Genomic DNA, 18,570 nt, shown 5'->3' on the forward strand with positions numbered 1-18,570 from the left:
GCCTACGCCGACACCCTCGCCGCAGCCGGACGCACCCAAGAAGCCATCACCTGGTTCCACCGCGTCGCCGGCACCGACACCCACGGACTCACCGACGCCCAAGACCGCATCAACCAACTCGAAAACTAGGCGTCCAACGACAAGGACCCTGCATCCCGCCCTCTGGGGCTCGGATGCAGGGTCCTTCGTCGTTGAGGATCAGCTGGTGGGCGGTCCGACGAGCAGGGCCGCACCGGTCAGGACGGCGACCGCCACGAGGCCGACGGCCACGCCCTGGACGGGCTTGCGGACGAGCCAGGCGACAACGCGATCGAGCGTGCCGGCGGGCTGCTCGGTGGTGAGCCGCCAGCGGTCGGGCAGGGCACCGCGGCGCTCGCTCGCGACGTCGAACCAGACCGTGAAGAACGGGGGAACGGCTGCCAGCAGGCCCAGGGTCGTGCGCTTGAGGCTCCACCGGGCATCGATCGCCACGACGACGGTGGTGACGACGTAGGCGACGAAGACCACCCCGTGGATCATTCCGCCGATGCGTACTCCCAGCTCGGTCGTGTCGGTGACGTACTTGAGGAACATGCCGGTCAGCAGCAGGGCCCAAGTGATGGCCTCGGCGATGGCGACCGTGCGGAACAGACGACGGGGGGACATGTCTCCATTGTCCCGGGTGGGACAAGCCCTGGGGACGCCCCGCTGGTCACTCGGCCGTCAGTCCTGCGGTCCCTCGTCCTCGCTGCGACGCCGGGCGATCAGGTACGCACCGGCAGCGACGAGCAGGAGGGCCGCCGCGGTGATCCAACCGGCAGGACCACCGGCTCCGGGGAGTTCCCCGAACCACGGGCCAGCGGGGTTGGTGTCCCCGTCAGGACTGAGGGGACCGGGAGTCGGGGGAGTGCGCGGGGTGGGCGTCGCGTTGTCGTCATTGGTGATCGTGCAGGTGATGTTCGTGCCGTTGGCCACGGTGAGCAACGGGCCCTCGGGCGGGCGAACTCCCGTGCAGACCCAGTCGCCGGCGGTGTAGCCGGCCGGGCCGTCGGCCTCCGTGAGGTCGTACCGTCCGGCATCGACCGTCGCGCCGGTCACCGCCTCGGTGCCGGTCGTGCCGGAGATCGGCGTCGGGCCATCAGCAGACAGCGTCCAGTCGGTCGCCTCGCCCGTGCCACCGTTGTCGTTCACGACCTCCTTGATCAGCGTGAGCGTGGCGGGCTGGTCGTCGTTCACGATCGTGCACGACACGTCAGCGCCGATCGGAACCGTGACCGTGTTTCCCTCGACCTCTGCGGCCGTACAACTCCAGTCGCCGGCGGTGTAACCGGCCGGGCCGTCGGCCTCCGTGAGGTCGTACGCTCCGACCTGCACCGGGACCCGGGTGACCTCCGGGCTGCCGGTAGCGCCGGTGATCCCCGCCGTCGGTCCGTCAGCCGAGAGCGTCCAGTCGGTCGCCTCGGCCGTGCCGCCGTTGTCGTTCACGACGTCCTTGACCAGGGTCAGCGTGGCCTGCCGGTCGCGGTTGACGATCGTGCACGTCACGGCACCGCCGTTGGCGACCGTGAGGCTCGCGCCCTCGACCTCTCCGCCCGTACAGCTCCAGTCACCGGCGTCGTAGCCGGCCGGACCGTCGGCCTCCGAGAGGTCGTACTGTCCGGCGTTCACCGTCGCGCCGGTCACCGCCTCAGTGCCGGTCGTGCCGGAGATCGTCGTCGGGCCATCAGCGGTCAGCGTCCATTCGCCGGGCTCGGCCGTGCCGCCGTCGTCGTTCTCGACCTCCTTGACCAAGGTGAGCGTGGCGGGCTGGTCGTCATTGGTGATCGTGCAGGTGGCCGTCTCTCCGTTGGCCAGGATCAGCGAGGACCCCTCCGACGTCCCCCCGGCCCATTCACAGGTCCAGTCGCCGGCGTCGTAGCCGGCCGGACCGTCGGCCTCCGTGAGGATGTACGCTCCGGCGTCCACCGTCGCGCCGGTCACCGCCTCGGTGCCGGTCGTGCCGGAGATCGGCGTCGGACCATCAGCAGTCAGGGTCCAGTCGGTCGCCTCGGCCGTGCCGCCGTTGTCGTTCTGGACCTCCTTGACCAGCGTGAGCGTGGCGGGCTGGTCGTCGTTGGTGATGGTGCAGGTCACGGCACCGCCGTTGGCGACCGTGACGGTCGTGCCCTCGACCGTGGCACCCGTGCAGGTCCAGTCCGAGGCGGTGTAGCCGGCCGGCCCGTCGGCCTCGGACAGGTCATACTGCCCGGCATCGACCGTCGCGCCGGTCACCGCCTCGGAGCCGGTCGTGCCGGAGATCGTCGTCGGGCCGTCAGCAGACAGCGTCCAGGCAGTCGCCTCGGCCGTGCCGCCGTTGTCGTTCACGACGTCCTTGACGAGGGTGAGCGTGGCGGGTTGGTCGTCATTGGTGATCGTGCAGGTCACGTCGGCACCGCTGGCGACCGTGACGGTGATTCCCTCGAGCTCTCCACCGGCACAGCTCCAGTCACCGGGGAGGTACCCGCCCGGACCGCCAGCCTCCGAGAGGTCGTACTGCCCGGCATCGACGGTCGCGCCGGTCACCGCCTCGGAACCGGTCGTGCCGGTGATGAGCGTCGGCCCCTCGGCGGTCAGCGTCCAGGCAGTCGCCTCGGCCGTGCCGCCGTTGTCGTTCTCGACCTCCTTGACCAACGTGAGCGTGGCGGGCTGGTCGTCGTTGGTGATGGTGCAGGTCGCGTCACCGCCGTTGGCGACCGTCACGGTCGTGCCCTCGAGGGTCGCGCCCGTGCAGGTCCAGTCCGAGGCGGTGTAGCCGGCCGGCCCGTCGGCCTCCGACAGGTCGTACGATCCGGCCTCCACCGTCGCGCCGGTCACCGCCTCGGATCCGGTCGCACCGCTGATCGTCGTCGGACCGTCAGCAGTCAGCGTCCACTCCGTCGCCTCGGCCGTGCCGCCGTTGTCGTTCACGACCTCCTTGACCAACGTCAACGCCGCCGGCGCATCGTCATTGGTGATCGTGCACGTCAGGTCCTGGCCCAGACCCACCGACACCGAACCATCCACGACCGGGACGGGACCATCCGGACCGATGCAGACCCAGTCCGAAGCCCCGTAACCCGCGGGCCCGCCCGACTCGGACAGAGCGTACGACCCGACCTCGACGGCACGGCCGGTCACCGCGTCGGTGCCGGTCGTACCGCTGAGCGGCGTCGGGCCGTCAGCGGACAGCGTCCAGTCGGTCGGCTCCGCCGTCCCGCCGGCGTTGTTCACCACGTCCTTCACCAACGTCAAGGTGGGCTGCTGTGCCGTGTTCGTGATCGTGCACGTGACGTCAGCGCCGTTGGCCAACGTCAGCGACGTCCCCTCCAGCGTCCCGCCGTCCCCTTCGCAGGTCCAGTCTCCTGCGTCGTAGCCGGCCGGTCCGTCCTCGCTCAGGTCGTAGGTTCCCGAGATCACGTCCTCGTCGGTCACGCCGTTCGCGCCGTTGCCGCTGACCGGGTCCTGGCCGGTGATCCCGTCCGGCGTCGCGGTCAGCGTCCAGTCCGCTGGCTCGTCGGTGGCGCCGGTCTCCCCGGTGTCCACCTGCTTGCGCAACGTCAGCTGCGCCGGGTCGTCGTCGTTCACGAAGGTGCACACCACCGTCTCCCCGGCACCGACCGTCACGGTCCGGATGTCGCGGGTCGCACCATCGGATTCGCAGTTCACCGCGACCAACGTGTATCCGGGGACCCCGGTCTCACCCAGCGCGTACGGGTGGCCCGGTCGCACCTCGTACGTCGTGCCGGCCGTGGTCCCGGGCCCCGAGTAGGTCTCGAGACCTGCCACCGGTGGGTCGTCGCCGGGAGTCGCGCTCAGCGTGAAGTCGCCGGGCTCGGCGGTCCCGCTGCCCTCGTTCACCACGTCCTTGATGAGCGTGAGGCGACCGGTCTGGTTCGTGGCGGTGCACTGCACCCGCTCGCCGAACGGCACGGTGACGGCGCCGTTGAGGCCGTCGGCGAAGCCCGGGACCTGCTCGCCGTCGGCATCGATGCGGATGCACGCCCAGGAGCCCGTCGACAACGGATAGGTGTCGGTGGACCGGACGTCGTTCTGGACGTACGTCGGAGGTCCGCCTGCCTCGGCCAGCTGGTACGGAACCAGTGCCGTGACGACCTGATCAGTGACGGGCTCGCTCCCCGCCGTGCCGCTCGGGCCGGGCAGTTGGCCGGCCGGTTCGTCCGGCGCCGGGAGCGCCGAGAGGTCCCACGACGTCGGGGGCTCGGTCCCGACCACGTTCTTGGCGAGCGTCAGTCGGGACTCGCAGTCGACGGTGTTGCGGATGGTCAAGGTGTTGGCACCGGCTGCCAGCGTCCGGTCGGACCCGTCCGGGATCGGGATCGGCGTGACCGCGGCGCCGTTGACCTCGACGATCGCGGGCTCGCCGATCGTGCACAGGTCGGCGTCGATGCTCGACTCTGCGATGACGACGTCCTCGTCCACGGTGACGGTGTCGCCCTCGCTGTAGCCGGGACGTGTGACACCCCAGTCCTGGCGGGAGGCGGCTGCGCCGTCGGGGCCGGTCAGGGTCAGCTCCGCCGTGAGTCCACCGGGCTGGTTGCCGTTCGGGACGGGGGCAGCACCGTTGATGACCCATTCCTTGTCGACGGTGATCGAGGCGGGCGCGACGGCCTGGTTGTAGACGATGCAGCTCACGGGGGCAGAGCTCGGCACATCGACGGTGAAACCGGTCGCACCCGAGTTCGTGACCGGGACAGCCTCCTCGGTGGCAAGGTTGCGACAGACGCCGTTGAACCCGTCGACGGGGAACAGCGCCTCGCCCTCCTGCTCGGTCTCGTTCACCGTGATCGCACCCGTGGTCACGCCACCGCCGAAGGTGATCGGGAAGTTGACGCCGCTGGTGGCATCGGTCGTTGCGCTGGTGGTCGGCAGGCTCACGCCCGGCGTGGTGGTCGCCGCGTCGAACGTCCATCCTGCTCCGCCCGGCGTCGCGTTCGTGATGTCGCCGTCCGGACCGACGATCTGCTTGATCACCGACAGCGACTCTTCGCAGTCGCCGAGGGCGAGCTGTCGGAGGGCGGCTCCCACGGCGTCGTAGTTCGCGACCTGGAAGTAGTCGGCGGTCTCGGCGTTGCTGCCGTCGTAGGCCGTCGGACCGGAGATCGCTCGCAGATTCAGGGCGGTGGCGGGGGTGCTCACGCCGGCGCCGACGCCGACCGCCAGGACGCGCGTGCCTTTGGCCTTCAGGGCGTTGGCGGAGAAGACGCCGTTCTCCACCTCGCGGATCCGGCTGAAGTTACCCGGTCCTTGCTGGGGCTGCGAGTAGAAGGTCGGGTCTCCGTCGGTGATCACGACCACGAGGTCGTAGGTGGGGGCAGCCTGTGCCGGAGCCGCGAGCCCTCGGTCCCAGTTCGTTCCGCCGCCGGAGGTCCAGGACTGGTAGCGCGCCTTGAACGTGTCCGCGCCCTGCTGCGTGGCGACCGAGGTGAGTCCGGGGTAGTTCTGCGTCGCCCCGGTGGCCGGCGACACGGTGGAGAACGAGAACAGGGCCAGCCGCGACGGCGTGCCGACGAGGGAGTCGGCGAAGGTGTCCGTCGCCGCCTTGAGGTCCTCGAGCTGCGACGACGTCACCGAGCCAGACAGGTCCTGGACGACCGCCACGTCGAGGCCACAGCTCTGGGTCGGGGCCGGATTGATCCGGGACTGCTGCCACACTCCGCCGGAGGCAGCACGGTTCGTGTTGCCCGTCGCGATCATGAAGTCCGACGTCGAGCTGTAGGTGTTCCCGGCACGGAGCGTCGACCCGGTCCGGAACTCGTACGCCGTGGTCTGCGAGCTCGTGCCGTCGCCGTTGCCCGTCCGGAACGAGGAGTTGACCGAGAATCCCTCCGGCGCGCCGACCTGCACCACCCAGAAACGGCGATCGCAGTTGGCTCCGGAGGTGATGCCGATACACGTGTTGATGGCGCTCGTCTGGGTGTCCGGGACGACGAAGCTGCAGTCACCGTCCCCGTCCGACACGCAGGTCGCCCACGCGTCGGCGACGGGGGTCGTGGGGGCCGTGGTCCCGTTGTAGAGCCGCAGCGTCACGCCGGCCAGGCTCGACACGGCGTTCGTCCCCACGCGGTCGGCGCCGACCTGGACGTTGATGACCGCGTTGTTGCCCGTTGCCGGCGGGACCTCCGCAGGCAGGACTGTCGGTACAGCGCCCATGGGCGGTGCTCCGAGGACAGCCAGCAGCAGCAGCGCCGCTGCGGACGCCATGAAGCGGCCGGTTCGCCTGGTCCAGATTCCCCTGTTGTCCATGTGGATCCCCCGATCCGGACATGCGCGCTCACGCACGTATGAGAACCATGCTGCCCCAGATTGGACGAATGAGCACGGGTCAGCCGAACCGGCGGCCAGGAAGTGGCCCTCGCCAGGTCAGCGGTCGGCGGGGCCGAAGACGAGGTGGAAACGTCGGATCACGAGGTGAGCGAGCGGGCGCAGGTCGGCGAGCTGCGCCAACGGGCCCGCGGCCTCGAAGGTCCAGCCCACCCGTGCGGGTGAGACGGCGGCCGAGCCGCGGACGGGCGTGACCAGTGCGCGACCATCGCGCTCCTGGGCCACCCGGAAACCGGCTGGCGTCTTGAGCGTCCCGCGGATGCGACGCAGGCGGGCCGAGGCGATCCCGACGGCCCGGAGCCCGTGGTCCTCGAAGTCGGCGAGCTCCTTCGGGATGGCCCACAGGGCCCGCCCGCCGGCACGCGAGGCGGGACTGTCGACCCAGATGTCGGGGATGTGCACGAAGAGCCGCAGGCCACGGCGGACGAGGACCGCCGCCATGAGCTCGTGATAGGTCAACGGGCTCGGCGCGGTGTACTGCAGCAGCACGGCCCCCACGATCGCCCGTCCCCGGATCGTCACCAGTCGCGTGCCGGGAGGGGCGCTCAGGCCCTGCGCCGGCAACAGCCCGACGGTGACCAGGCCGTGGCCGTACAGGTCCCACGGCTCGCTGGGAAAGCTCGTCACGTCCACAGGAACTCCTCGTCGTGCACCTCGGCGACCGCCGCTTCGTAGGTGTGCGTCCCGCCGGGCCAGTTCGACGTGATCCGGCCGGTCTCGGGGTGGTGGTACCAGCTCATGCACGACGCCCAGGCCGAGTGGGCCAGATCGTGCTGGACGCGGTCGTCCCAGCGCTGCTCGGCCTCCGCACGGGCCTGCACGCGGCGTGCTCCGTGATGATCCATCCGGTCCAGTGTGGCGCGGATGTGGCGGGCCTGGGCCTCGAGCATCGTGATGATCGATCCGCCGCCGAGATTGGTGTTCGGCCCGTAGGCCAGGAAGAGGTTCGGGAACCCGGGCACGTGGATGCCCAGGTGGGCTCGCGCCCCGCCGCTCCACGCCTCGTGGAGGTCACCCCCGGGCCCCGTCACCTCGATGCCGTGCAGGAAGTCCTGGGTGTCGAAGCCGGTGGCGAAGCAGATCGCGTCCACCTCGTGCCACGGTCCGTCCGCCGTCCGGATCGCGTCCGGCCGCACCTCGGCGAGAGCGTGGGGCACCAGCCGGACGTGGTCCCGGGTCAGGGTCGGGTAGTAGTCGTTGGAGAACAGGATGCGCTTGCAGCCGACCTGGTGACGCGGCGTGAGGTGCCGGCGCAGCTCCTCGTCCCGGACGCGCAGGCGCAGGTGCGCCGAGGCGAGTCGCTCGATCACGGTGGCCACGGTCGAGTCCGGGTCCAGGCCGCGGGAGAACTGCTGGGTCACCCAGTCGATCGGGCGTCGCTCGCGCTGGGCGCGGTCGCGGTACCAGTCCGGATAGGCGCCGTCCGGCTTGGGCAGGATGTGGTTGGCCGAGCGTTGCAGCACCACGAGCTCGCGGGCGACCTCGGCCAGCCGCGGCACGATCTGCACCGCGGAGGCACCGGTGCCGACCACCGCGACCCGTTGACCGGTCAGGTCCACCGCGTCGTCCCAGCTGCCGGCGTGCAGGACGGTGCCCGCGAACGACTCCCACCCCTCGACGTCCGGCGCGCTCGGCTCGGAGAGCTGTCCGACGGCGCTGATCAGCACGTCGACGGACTCGGTGGTGCCGTCGTCGAACCCGACGTGCCAGGCGTCCTGGTCCCACCGGGCCGAGACGACGCGCGCGCCGAAGCGGGTCCGCTCCGTGACGCCGTACTGGTCCGCGACCCGCCCCAGGTACGCGAGGATCTCGGCCTGGGCGGGGTAGCGGCGGGTCCAGTCGCCGTTCGGCGCGAACGAGAACGAGTAGAGGGGGCCCGGGACGTCGCACGCCGCGCCCGGATAGGTGTTGTCACGCCAGACGCCACCGACGGTCTCGGCGCGCTCCCACAGACGCACGTCGGAGTAGCCGTGCGTGAGCAGCTCGGCGGCCGTCCCGATGCCGCCGAAGCCGGTGCCGATGATGCCGATCGAGGTCATGGTGCCTCCGTCCCGGTGACGGTCAGGACGGCGGAGCACACGTCGGCGTGCACCGTCGCGCGGTCGAGCGTCTCCTGCACGAGCCACTCGCGGCACAGCGCCTTGACGTAGGCGGCGACGGGGCGGAGTCGGGCGCGCAGGGCGGCGTCGTCGGGCAGGGCCAGGGCGTCCAGCACGAGTCGCGCGGCGCGGTCGTCGGCCTCGTCGACGATGACCTGGACGTCGGAGTCGCCGTGCAGGTTCGCCGCTCCGGAGGCGGCGACCCAGGCCTGGCCGTAGGTGGTGGCCGCGTCCAGGATCCAGTCGATCGTGCGGGACACCCGCTCGGGCAGGGGGAGCGTCGAGAGGTCGGGCAGTGCGGCGTCGGGCATCATCACCGACTCGCGCATGACCTCCAGGAACAGCTCGCGCTTGCTGCCGAAGTAGTGGTGGACCAGGCCGCGGGTCACGTCGGCGGCCCGGGCGAGCTCGGTGGTGGAGACCTGGTCGTAGGGCCGGCTCGCGTAGAGCACCGCCGCGGCGTCGAGGATCGACCGGCGTCGGGAGTCGGGCGCGAGTCGGGTGCGGGCGGGGGACATGGGAGCAGTCTCGTGAGCCTATTGGCAGATTGTCAATAGAGCCCTACTGTGAGGTCGCGTGAAGGACTTCGACTATGACGTGGCCGTCGTCGGCTCGGGCTTCGGCGGCAGTGTGACGGCGCTGCGCCTCGTGGAGAAGGGCTACCGCGTGGTCGTCCTCGAGGCCGGCCGGCGCTTCGCGGACGACGAGTTCGCCAAGACCTCGTGGGACGTCCGCCGGTACCTGTGGGCGCCGTGGGCGCGGTGCTTCGGCCTGCTACGGGTCACGCCGTTGCGCGACGTCCTCATCGCGAGCGGCGCCGGGGTGGGCGGCGGATCGCTGGTCTACGCCAACACGCTCTACCAGCCCGGTGACGAGTACTTCGAGGATCCGCGCTGGGCGCACATCACCGACTGGCGTGACGAGCTGGCCCCGCACTACGACCAGGCCCGCCGGATGCTCGGCGTCGTCACGTACCCCGGGATGACCGAGCCCGACCGGTGGATGGCCGACATCGCCGCCGAGATGGGCGTCTCCGACACGGTGCACCCCGCCGACGTCGGCGTCCTGTTCGGCGACCGCCCGGGGCTGCCGTTGGCCGATCCGTTCTTCGGAGGGCGCGGGCCGGAACGCACGACCTGCACCGAGTGCGGCGCCTGCATGACCGGCTGCCGCGTGGGGGCGAAGAACACCCTCGTGAAGAACTACCTGTACCTGGCCGAGCAGGCCGGGGTCGAGGTCCGGCCGCTGACGACGGTCGTGGACGTGAAGCCCCACCGCGGTGGATACCGCGTGTCGACGCGGGCGTCGGGAGCGGCGTGGAAGCGGGACCGGCTCACGGCCGAGCAGGTCGTGTTCGCGGGCAACTCGCTGAACACCCAGAACCTGCTGCACCGGCTCAAGCGCCGTTCGTTGCCGCGGATCTCGCCCATGCTGGGCAAGCTCGCGCGGACCAACTCCGAGTCCGTCCTGACGGCCCGTGACACCGATCGCCGGGCCGACCACACCCGCGGCCTCGCGATCACCTCGTCGTTCCACCCCGATCCGCAGACCCACGTCGAGCCGGTGCGGTACGGGCCGGGCTCGGGCGTGATCGGGCTGCTCAACGCACACCTGGTCGACCCGGTCGAAGGGCTGCCGCGGTGGCGGGCGGCGATCCGGACCTATCGCAAGCTCGGATTCCGGGCGGCGTGGCGGCTGCACGACCCGCGGCGCTGGGCCGAGCAGTCGCTCGTGATCCTCACGATGCAGACGTTGGACAACTCGGTGACGACGTTCCTGCGGCGGCGGCCCTGGGGGCTGAGCATGACGACCCGCCAGGGCGAGGGGGACCCGAATCCGGAGTGGATCGAGGTCTCCCACCAGATCGCGCGACGCCTGGCCGCACGCTTCGGAGGCGTGGCGGGTGGATCGATGGCGGACCTCGTGGGCGTCCCCCTGACGGCGCACTTCATCGGCGGCTGCGTCATCGGTGCCACGCCCGAGCACGGCGTGATCGACCCGTACCACCGGATGTTCGGGCACCCGGGCCTGCACGTGATCGACGGCTCGACGATCAGCGCCAATCTCGGCGTGAACCCCTCGCTGACGATCACCGCCCAGGCCGAGCGCGCCCTGGCGATGTGGCCCAACCGCGGTGACGCCGACCAGCGCCCACCGCTCGGCGAGCCCTACCGGCGGGTGCCGCTCGTGGCGCCGCGGAATCCGCAGGTCCCGGTCGGCGCGCCGGCCGAGCTGACCTGGGCGTGACGCACGACCGAGGCCCCCGGAGCCGGCTCCCTGACGGAGCGGTCCCGGAGGCCTCGGTGTGCCTCAGTCGAGGGTGAGCCCTTCCGCGGGCGTGATCCGTGCACCGCGGCGGGCGGGCAGGGTCGACGCCGCCAGGCCGGCCAGCGCGGCCACCACGAGCACCGCCGCCAGCTGGGCCCACGGCACGACGAGGCGCGCGTCCTCCATGAGGGGCGCCACGACCGTCCGGACGCCGAACCAGGCGTAGAGGACCCCGAGCCCTGTCCCGAGCACGGCCGCGACGAGGGCCAGCAACATCCCCTCTGCAGCGAGCATCCGCCGCAGCCCGCGCCGGGTCAGGCCGAGCGCCCGCAGCAGCGCGTGCTCACGGGACCGCTCCAGGATCGAGAGCCCGACCGTGTTCGCGATGCCGACGAGGGCGATCAGGACACCGACGCCCAGCAGGCCGAGCACGGCCCACACCAGGACGTCGAGCTGCGTCGCCACCCACTGCTGGTCCGTGAGGTTGTCGGTCACGTCGAGGCCGGTGCTCCGCGTGGCCGTCCGGAGCGCCTCGCCGAGCTCGTCCCCGTCCGCTCCGTCGTCGGCCAGGACCCACAGCGCTTGGGTGGTGGGCTCCGTCGTGAGCTGTTCCAGCACGGCGGGTGAGACGATCGCGGCGGCGCCCGAGCCCAAGGGCTCGAGCCGGGTGTCGACCGCGACGGTGCCTGCCTTCGTGCGCAGGGTCAAGCGGTCGGGCACGCCCTCGTCGAACGTCGTGATCAGTGCGTGGGGCACGATGATCTCGGTGTCGCGAGCCCGGGTGCTGCCCGGATCGAGCGTCCGGGCGCGCGCGGCGTCGGACGGTGCGATGACGGGCAGCCGACCCATCTCGGTCTCGACCACCGCCCCGGTGACGGGCAGGACCTCGTCGACGCCCTCGAGTCCGCGCACGCGCTCGATCGTCTCGACGGCGATCGGACCGCCGCCCGCGAGCGCGTAGTCGACCGGGTACTCGGCGTTCATCCCCTGGGCCACGACCTGACGCGCGCTCGTCATGCCGGTCAGCACGGCCGTGGCGAGGGTGACGCCCACCAGCAGCGACGCGGTGGTGGCCGCGCTGCGCCGGGGGTTGCGCACGGCGTTCGCGGCGGCGACCCGGAACGGCCCGCCCGCCCGGCCGCCGGTGCGGCCCACCAGTCGCAGCATCGCCGGCACCAGGACCGGCCCCAGCAGCAGGACGCCGACGAAGGACACCATGCCGGCGACCAGCATGAGCTCCATCGAGGTGACCAGGTCGGCGGTGACCAGACCGGCGGCGCCCGCGGCCGTGACGAGCAGGCCCAGGGCGATCCGCACACGACCAGAGGTCGTCCGCGCCGTCGGCTGCTCGGCCGGCCGGAGTGCGGCCAGAGGGCTCACCCGCAGGACCGAGCGGGTCGGGAACCAGGCCGCGACGACCGTCGTCAGCAGGCCACCGACGAAGGCCGCGCCCATCCAGACCGGCGAGAACGAGACGGCACCGAAGTTCTCCTCGCCCGCGAGGAGGCGGACGAGCGCTCCCAGTCCGATCCCGCCGGCGATGCCCGCGACGATGCCGGCGGTGGCGGCGAGCAGGGCGAGCACCAGCGCCTCGGTCCGGACCGAGCGCAGGACCTGGCGGCGGGTCGCGCCGACGCAGCGCAGCAGCGCGAAGTCGCGGCTGCGCTGGGCGAACAGGATCGTGAACGTGTTCGCGATGACCAGCACGGCGACGAACCCGGCGACAGCGGCGAAGAGCAGCAGCAGCATCGCCAGGATGTCGACGCCGTTGTTCATCGCGACGATGCGCTCGGCGACGTAGTCGTCGCGGCTCTGCACCTGCGATTCCACGGCCTCGGACAGAGCCTGCCGGGCGCCGGCGACGTCTCCGTCGCGGACGTCGTACGCGACGGACTCGGCCATCGTGTCGGTCGCCGCCTGCAGGGCGGGCCACGGCACGTCGACATCGCCGCCGGCAGGCGAGGAGGGGCCACTGAATCCGACGACGGTGAGCTCCTGCGCCAGGTCGCCGTCGCCCACGGTGATGCGGTCGCCGAGCCCGATCTCATGGGCGGTGGCCATGCTGCGGGTCATGAGCGCCTCGTCGTCGGCCCGCGGGGCGCGGCCCTCGGCGATCTCCTGCGAGCGCAGGCCGGAGTCGGTCGAGACGGTGCCGATCTCCACGTCACTGCCCAGGGACCCGGACGGCCCGTCGACCTGCCCCTTGGCCGTGGCCAGGACCGACGCGCGGTCGCCGCGCTCGCGAGCGACGGCCAGCGTCCGGGCGACGTCCTCGTCCTGGGCCATCCAGTACCCGTCGCTGACGATGAGCTCGGCGTCCGGATAGGCCTTCTCCACGGTGACCGCGACGGCGTTGCGCGCGCCCGACCCGAGGGCGTCGATCACCACGACGAAGGCGACCGCGATCGTGACCGCGAGCAGCGCGGCGACGTACCGGCGGGTGTAGGTCCGCAGCGACGCGATCAGGACGGTCCTCATCGGACACCGGCCTCGAGGGTGGCGGCGACCTGCTCGCGCGAGGGAGCGACCAGGTGCTCGCGGATCCTGCCGTCGGCCAGGACGACGACGTCGTCGGCGTACGCGGCCGCGTCGAGCTCGTGCGTCACCATGATCACCGTGTGGCCGAGGTCGGTCACGCTGCGGCGCAGGAACGAGAGCACCTCGCCGGACGCCGTGCTGTCGAGGTTGCCCGTCGGCTCGTCGGCGAACACGACGTCGGCGTCCGACGCCAGGGCGCGCGCGATCGCCACGCGCTGTTGCTGGCCGCCCGAGAGCTCGCCGGGGCGGTGGTCGAGGCGGTCCCGCAGACCCAGGACGTCGATGACCTGCTCGATCCGCTCGGTCGCGCCGGGTTCGAGGCGCCGGCCCGCCAGCTCGAACGGCAGCATGATGTTCTGCCGCGCCGTCAGCATCGGCAGCAGGTTGAACGCCTGGAAGACGAAGCCCAGCCGGTCGCGACGGAAGCAGGTCAGCTGGTCATCGCCGAGCGAGGTCAGCTCGACGCCCCCGATCGCGACCGTACCCTCGGTCGGACGGTCCAGGCCGGCGAGGCAGTGCATCAGCGTGGACTTGCCGGAGCCCGACGGGCCCATGATCGCGGTGAAGCGGCCCGGCGCCAGATCGAGGTCCACGGACCGCAGCGCATGCACCGTGGTGTCGCCGTGGCCGTAGGTCTTGGACAGGCCGCGCACGGTCGCCGCGGGCGGCGCGTCGTGGGCCGGGAGCGGGTGGGAGAAGGAGGTCGAGGTCATGGCTCGACGCTAGGTGCGCGGACGGGTCCGGGGCGTCGCCGTACGGACGGATCTTCGGGTCAGACCACGGTATGACCCGGACCCCTCAGTCGGTCAGTCCGGCCTCGAACGCCAGCAGGACCAGATGCACCCGGTCGCGTGAGTCCGTCTTGGCCAGCAGTCGCCCGATGTGGGTCTTGACGGTGGCCTCGGACAGGAAGAGCTCGGCGGCGATCTCGGGATTGCTCAGGCCGCGGGCGATGAGAACCAGCACCTCGCGCTCGCGCTCGGTCACGGCGGCGAGGCGTCGCGCGGCGGCGTCGTCGGTGCGGCGCACCGGCCCGGGATCGGCCAGGAAGTGGTCCAGCAGGCGGCGGGTGGTCGACGGCGCCACGACGGCGTCCCCGGCGTGGACGGCCCGGATCGCGCCCAGCAGGTCCGGCGGCGCCGCGTCCTTGAGCAGGAACGCCGATGCGCCGGCCCGCAACGCAGCGAAGGCGTACTCGTCGAGGTCGAAGGTGGTCAGCACGATGACCTTGGGTCCCGCCTCGCCCGGCGCCAGGCGCCGCGTCGCCTCGACACCGTCGAGCCGCGGCATCCGCACGTCCATCAGCACGACGTCGGCCTCCACGTCGGCCAGCAGGCGCAGGGCCTCCTCGCCGTCACCGGCCTCGCCCACGACGACCAGGTCGTCCTGGCTCTCGACCAGCATCCGAAAGCCCGCACGCACCATCTGCTGGTCGTCGACCAGGGCGACGCGGATGGGGGTGGTCACAGCGGGATCCTCGCACGCACGGCCCAACCGCCTCCGGCCGCGGGACCGACGTGCAGCGTGCCGCCGTGCACCTCGACCCGCTCGCGCATGCCCAGCAGGCCGAGTCCGGACGTCTCGGCGGCCGAGGCGCCGTGGCCGTCGTCGACGACCTCGATCTCGACGGCATCCCCCGGCGCTCGGAGGCGGACGGTGGCCCGCGCCTGCGGACCGGCGTGCTTGCGGACGTTGGTGAGCGACTCCTGGACGAGCCGGAAGACGGTCAGCGCGACGCCGTCGGGGACGTCGGGCAGGGGATCGGGCACCTCGAGGTCCACGTGGTCGTTCGCCGTGACGAGCGAGGGCAGGTCGGCCAGCCCGGGCTGCGGCGCCAGCGCGGGATCCTCGGTGCCCCGCAACAGGCCCAGCAGTCGCCGCATCTCGGTGAGTCCTTCTCGTCCGACCTTCGCCACGGTCTCGAGGGTGCGGACCGCGATCTGGGGGTCCTTGGCGGCGGCGTACCGGGCGCCGTCGGCCTGGACGATCATCACGGACAGGCCGTGGGCGACGACGTCGTGCATCTCCCGCGCGATCCGGGTGCGTTCCTCGGCGGCGGCCAGCACGGCCCGCTGCTCGGCCTCGAGTGCGAGCTGGCGACCGCGCTCGACGAGACCTGCCTCGTACGCCCGGCGGATGCGTGCCTGCGATCCCAGGGCCCAGGCCGCCAGGACGATCGCCGTGATCGACAGCAGGTACGGCAGGAGGTCCTCCAACCCCATGTCGTAGTCGATGTACTCCAGGCCCGGCGGATAGGCGGCGAACTGGGCCGACGTCCACACCCACGAGGCGACGACGGCACCGCACAGGCCCACGAACAGGCCGACCAGAGCGGAGCGACCGGAGCCGTAGCGCGCCAGCGCGTACAGGGCGGCCGGGAATCCGACCTGGCCCCAGACCGGCATGTCGTACGTCGCGGCCTGCAGCACGCTGGCGCCCGCGACGACGGCGAACACCGCGACCGGGTGCCTGCGCCGCCAGAAGAGGGGAACGGTCTGGGCCAACGACAGCAGGGCCGGATAGGGCGACTGCCCGACCAGGAGTGTCAGCGGGAAGGTGGGCAGGACGAGGGCCGAGGCGAGCAGGAAGTCGAACCATCGGGCCGCCCGGGGGCCGAGGCGCCACGGGCTCCGGGACACGTCGACCTGCTCCTTCATGCGCCCGAGCCTAGGGGCCCCGGTCCGCCCCGTCGTCAGACCGTGGTCTGGTCCTGCGTGGGGCGGATGTGACACACGTCATGCCTCCGAGGGAATGTCTGGCCCTCGGGCGAAGTTGATAACGTATGACTCAAGTTGTTTGACCCACAGTTTTCAAGGCATCCGAGCAAGACCGCGAAGCACCACAGGAGGAACCATGGCCCGCGCAGTAGGCATCGACCTGGGCACGACGAACTCCGTCGTCGCCGTACTCGAAGGTGGCGAGCCCACCGTCATCGCGAACGCCGAGGGCGCTCGCACCACCCCGTCCGTCGTCGCATTCGCGAAGGACGGTGAGGTCCTGACCGGCGAGGTCGCCAAGCGTCAGGGCGTCACGAACGTCGACCGCACGATCCGCTCCGTCAAGCGCTACATGGGCACTGACTGGACGACCGAGATCGACGGCAAGACCTTCAACCCCCAGCAGATCAGCGCCTTCGTGCTGCAGAAGCTCAAGCGAGACGCCGAGGCCTACCTGGGCGAGCCGGTCACCGACGCGGTCATCACCGTGCCGGCGTACTTCAACGACCACCAGCGCCAGGCCACCAAGGAGGCCGGCGAGATCGCGGGCCTGAACGTCAGCCGCATCATCAACGAGCCCACCGCGGCCGCCCTGGCCTACGGCCTGGACAAGGCCGACGACCAGACGATCCTCGTCTTCGACCTCGGCGGCGGCACGTTCGACGTGTCCCTGCTGGAGATCGGCGACGGCGTCATCGAGGTCAAGGCCACCAGCGGTGACAACCACCTCGGTGGTGACGACTGGGACAACGCGGTCGTCGACTGGCTGGTCAACAAGTTCAAGGCCCAGACCGGCGTCGACCTGACCAAGGACAAGATGGCCATGCCCCGCATCCGCGAGGCCGCCGAGCGCGCGAAGATCGAGCTGTCCAGCTCGTCCTCGACGTCGATCAACCTGCCCTACATCACGGTCGTCGACGGCAACCCCGTCTTCCTCGACGAGACGCTGACCCGCGCCGAGTTCGAGAAGATCACGTCGGACCTGCTCGAGCGCACCAAGGCGCCGTTCAACAACGTCATCCGTGACGCGGGCGTCACCGTCAAGGACATCGACCACGTCGTGCTGGTCGGCGGCTCGACCCGTATGCCGGCCGTCTCCGAGCTGGTCAAGAGCCTCACCGGCGGCAAAGAGCCCAACAAGGGCGTCAACCCCGACGAGGTCGTCGCGATCGGCGCCAGCCTGCAGGCCGGCGTGCTCAAGGGCGAGGTCAAGGACGTCCTGCTGCTCGACGTGACCCCGCTGTCGCTGGGCATCGAGACCAAGGGCGGCGTCATGACGAAGCTCATCGAGCGGAACACGACGATCCCGACCAAGCGGTCCGAGGTCTTCACGACCGCCGACGACAACCAGCCCTCCGTGGCGATCCAGGTGTACCAGGGCGAGCGCGAGATGGCCGCCGGCAACCAGCTGCTGGCCACCTTCGAGCTGACCGGCCTGCCGCCGGCGCCGCGTGGTGTGCCGCAGATCGAGGTCACGTTCGACATCGACGCCAACGGCATCGTGAACGTGTCCGCGAAGGACCGGGGCACCGGCAAGGAGCAGTCGATGACGATCACCGGCGGGTCCGCCCTGTCGAAGGACGACATCGACAAGATGGTCAAGGACGCCGAGCAGTACGCCGAGGAGGACCGCAAGCGCCGCGAGGCCGTCGAGGTCCGCAACCAGGCCGAGACGCTCGTCCACTCGACCGAGAAGTTCCTGGCCGAGAACGGCGACAAGGTCGGCGAGGACGTCAAGTCCGAGGTCCAGATCGACCTCGACGCCGTGAAGTCCTCGCTCGAGACGGACGACACGGACCTCGTCAAGGAGGCCATCGCGAAGCTGGGCGCCTCCAGCTCCAAGATGGGCGAGGCCATGTACGCCGCCGCGGCCGCCGATGCGCAGGCCACGGACGCCCCGGCCGGCGAGTCCCCCGCCGATGACGACGATGTCGTCGAGGCCGAGATCGTCGATGACGAGGGTGAGCAGAAGTGACCGAGCAGCCGTTCGACGAGGCGACCTCCCCCCAGGGGGAGGCGCCCGCCGGCGGCGAGCCGTCGGCGGAGGAGCCCACGGAGGTCGTGGAGCCTGAACCCCAGGGACCGAGCCTGGAGGACCAGCTGGCGGAGCGCACCGGCGATCTGCAGCGGGTGCAGGCGGAGTTCATCAACTACAAGCGCCGGGTCGAGGACGCTCGCGTCCAGGCGATCGAGACGGGCAAGCAGAAGGTCCTGATCGAGCTGCTGACCGTGCTCGACGACGTGGCCCGCGCGCAGGAGCACGGCGAGCTGACCGGTGGCTTCAAGGCGGTCGCCGACCAGCTGCGCAGCACGCTGGCGAAGTTCGGCCTGGAGCCGTTCGGCGAGACGGGCGAGCCCTTCGACCCGAACCTGCACGAGGCCGTGTTCCACGCCGGCGAGGACCCGAACGTCGCGGTCCAGAGCATCGCCCAGGTGATGCGCACGGGCTACCGTGTCGGCGATCGCGTGCTGCGGCCCGCGGTGGTCGGTGTGGTCGACCCGGGAGTCGCCGCCGAGGCCACCGAAGCGCCGGTGACGACGGAGGAATGACGCATGGTCCGGTACGCCGCTCGTGCCTTCGGGTGCGAGCGGCGTACCGCGGCCTCACG

Annotated in this window: 12 protein-coding genes; 3 read left to right on the plus strand and 9 right to left on the minus strand. The window is 71.2% G+C overall.

Annotated features, from left to right (window positions below; all coding sequences use genetic code 11):
* Positions 1–198: 198 nt before the first annotated feature.
* From GL325_RS06645 to GL325_RS06665, 5 genes are all read right to left on the minus strand, one after another.
* Complete coding sequence (locus GL325_RS06645; protein WP_187769044.1) at positions 199–645, minus strand: DUF3817 domain-containing protein; 447 nt, start codon at positions 643–645, stop codon at positions 199–201.
* Positions 646–702: 57 nt separating this feature from the next.
* On the minus strand, positions 703–6,219 hold the full coding sequence (locus tag GL325_RS06650; RefSeq protein ID WP_187769045.1) for a VWA domain-containing protein: 5,517 nt from the start codon (positions 6,217–6,219) through the stop codon (positions 703–705).
* 159 nt (positions 6,220–6,378) lie between these two features.
* Positions 6,379–6,966, minus strand: coding sequence for an acetoacetate decarboxylase family protein (locus GL325_RS06655; RefSeq protein ID WP_187411583.1), 588 nt, complete (start codon positions 6,964–6,966; stop codon positions 6,379–6,381).
* A complete protein-coding gene (locus GL325_RS06660) occupies positions 6,963–8,378 on the minus strand; it encodes an NAD(P)/FAD-dependent oxidoreductase (RefSeq protein WP_187769046.1) in 1,416 nt (471 codons plus the stop codon). Before GL325_RS06660 ends, GL325_RS06655 begins: the two co-directional genes overlap by 4 nt.
* On the minus strand, positions 8,375–8,956 hold the full coding sequence (locus GL325_RS06665; protein ID WP_154596410.1) for a TetR/AcrR family transcriptional regulator: 582 nt from the start codon (positions 8,954–8,956) through the stop codon (positions 8,375–8,377). Before GL325_RS06665 ends, GL325_RS06660 begins: the two co-directional genes overlap by 4 nt.
* 58 nt (positions 8,957–9,014) lie before the next feature.
* Here GL325_RS06665 and GL325_RS15940 point away from each other — a divergent pair, with 58 nt between their 5' ends.
* Positions 9,015–10,685 (plus strand): GMC family oxidoreductase, encoded by a 1,671-nt coding sequence (locus tag GL325_RS15940; protein ID WP_187769047.1) that lies wholly within the window; start codon positions 9,015–9,017, stop codon positions 10,683–10,685.
* A 63-nt stretch (positions 10,686–10,748) separates the two neighbouring features.
* On the opposite strand, the gene GL325_RS06675 is transcribed toward GL325_RS15940, so the two are convergent.
* The 4 genes from GL325_RS06675 to GL325_RS06690 all read right to left on the minus strand — a co-directional run bounded on the left by GL325_RS06675 (position 10,749) and on the right by GL325_RS06690 (position 15,901).
* Positions 10,749–13,184 (minus strand): FtsX-like permease family protein, encoded by a 2,436-nt coding sequence (locus GL325_RS06675; protein WP_187769048.1) that lies wholly within the window; start codon positions 13,182–13,184, stop codon positions 10,749–10,751.
* Complete coding sequence (locus GL325_RS06680; protein WP_187769049.1) at positions 13,181–13,957, minus strand: ABC transporter ATP-binding protein; 777 nt, start codon at positions 13,955–13,957, stop codon at positions 13,181–13,183. The genes GL325_RS06675 and GL325_RS06680 overlap by 4 nt, the downstream gene beginning before the upstream one ends.
* A gap of 85 nt (positions 13,958–14,042) precedes the next feature.
* Complete coding sequence (locus GL325_RS06685; protein ID WP_222865795.1) at positions 14,043–14,711, minus strand: response regulator transcription factor; 669 nt, start codon at positions 14,709–14,711, stop codon at positions 14,043–14,045.
* Positions 14,708–15,901: a sensor histidine kinase gene (locus GL325_RS06690; protein WP_187769050.1), complete on the minus strand. Its 1,194-nt coding sequence runs from the start codon at positions 15,899–15,901 to the stop codon at positions 14,708–14,710. The genes GL325_RS06685 and GL325_RS06690 overlap by 4 nt, the downstream gene beginning before the upstream one ends.
* A gap of 196 nt (positions 15,902–16,097) precedes the next feature.
* On the opposite strand from GL325_RS06690, the gene dnaK reads away from it, so the two are divergent.
* Entirely contained in the window at positions 16,098–17,936 is a 1,839-nt protein-coding gene (dnaK, locus tag GL325_RS06695) for a molecular chaperone DnaK (RefSeq protein WP_154596414.1), read from the plus strand.
* Positions 17,933–18,511, plus strand: a complete 579-nt coding sequence (locus GL325_RS06700) for a nucleotide exchange factor GrpE (RefSeq protein WP_154596415.1) — start codon at positions 17,933–17,935, stop codon at positions 18,509–18,511. Before dnaK ends, GL325_RS06700 begins: the two co-directional genes overlap by 4 nt.
* Positions 18,512–18,570: the final 59 nt, after the last annotated feature.

Origin of the sequence: Aeromicrobium sp. 636, from assembly GCF_024433585.1 — a bacterium.
GTDB classification, from domain to species: domain Bacteria; phylum Actinomycetota; class Actinomycetes; order Propionibacteriales; family Nocardioidaceae; genus Aeromicrobium; species Aeromicrobium senzhongii.

What these genes read in the sequence shown, in the direction of transcription:
- GL325_RS06665 (WP_154596410.1), bottom strand. Translation starts at nt 8,956, where the DNA reads ATGTCCCCCGCCCGCACCCGACTCGCGCCCGACTCCCGACGCCGGTCG.
- GL325_RS06680 (WP_187769049.1), bottom strand. Translation starts at nt 13,957, where the DNA reads ATGACCTCGACCTCCTTCTCCCACCCGCTCCCGGCCCACGACGCGCCG.
- GL325_RS06675 (WP_187769048.1), bottom strand. Translation starts at nt 13,184, where the DNA reads ATGAGGACCGTCCTGATCGCGTCGCTGCGGACCTACACCCGCCGGTAC.
- GL325_RS06650 (WP_187769045.1), bottom strand. Translation starts at nt 6,219, where the DNA reads ATGGCGTCCGCAGCGGCGCTGCTGCTGCTGGCTGTCCTCGGAGCACCG.
- dnaK (WP_154596414.1), top strand. Translation starts at nt 16,098, where the DNA reads ATGGCCCGCGCAGTAGGCATCGACCTGGGCACGACGAACTCCGTCGTC.
- GL325_RS06660 (WP_187769046.1), bottom strand. Translation starts at nt 8,378, where the DNA reads ATGACCTCGATCGGCATCATCGGCACCGGCTTCGGCGGCATCGGGACG.
- GL325_RS06645 (WP_187769044.1), bottom strand. Translation starts at nt 645, where the DNA reads ATGTCCCCCCGTCGTCTGTTCCGCACGGTCGCCATCGCCGAGGCCATC.
- GL325_RS06690 (WP_187769050.1), bottom strand. Translation starts at nt 15,901, where the DNA reads ATGAAGGAGCAGGTCGACGTGTCCCGGAGCCCGTGGCGCCTCGGCCCC.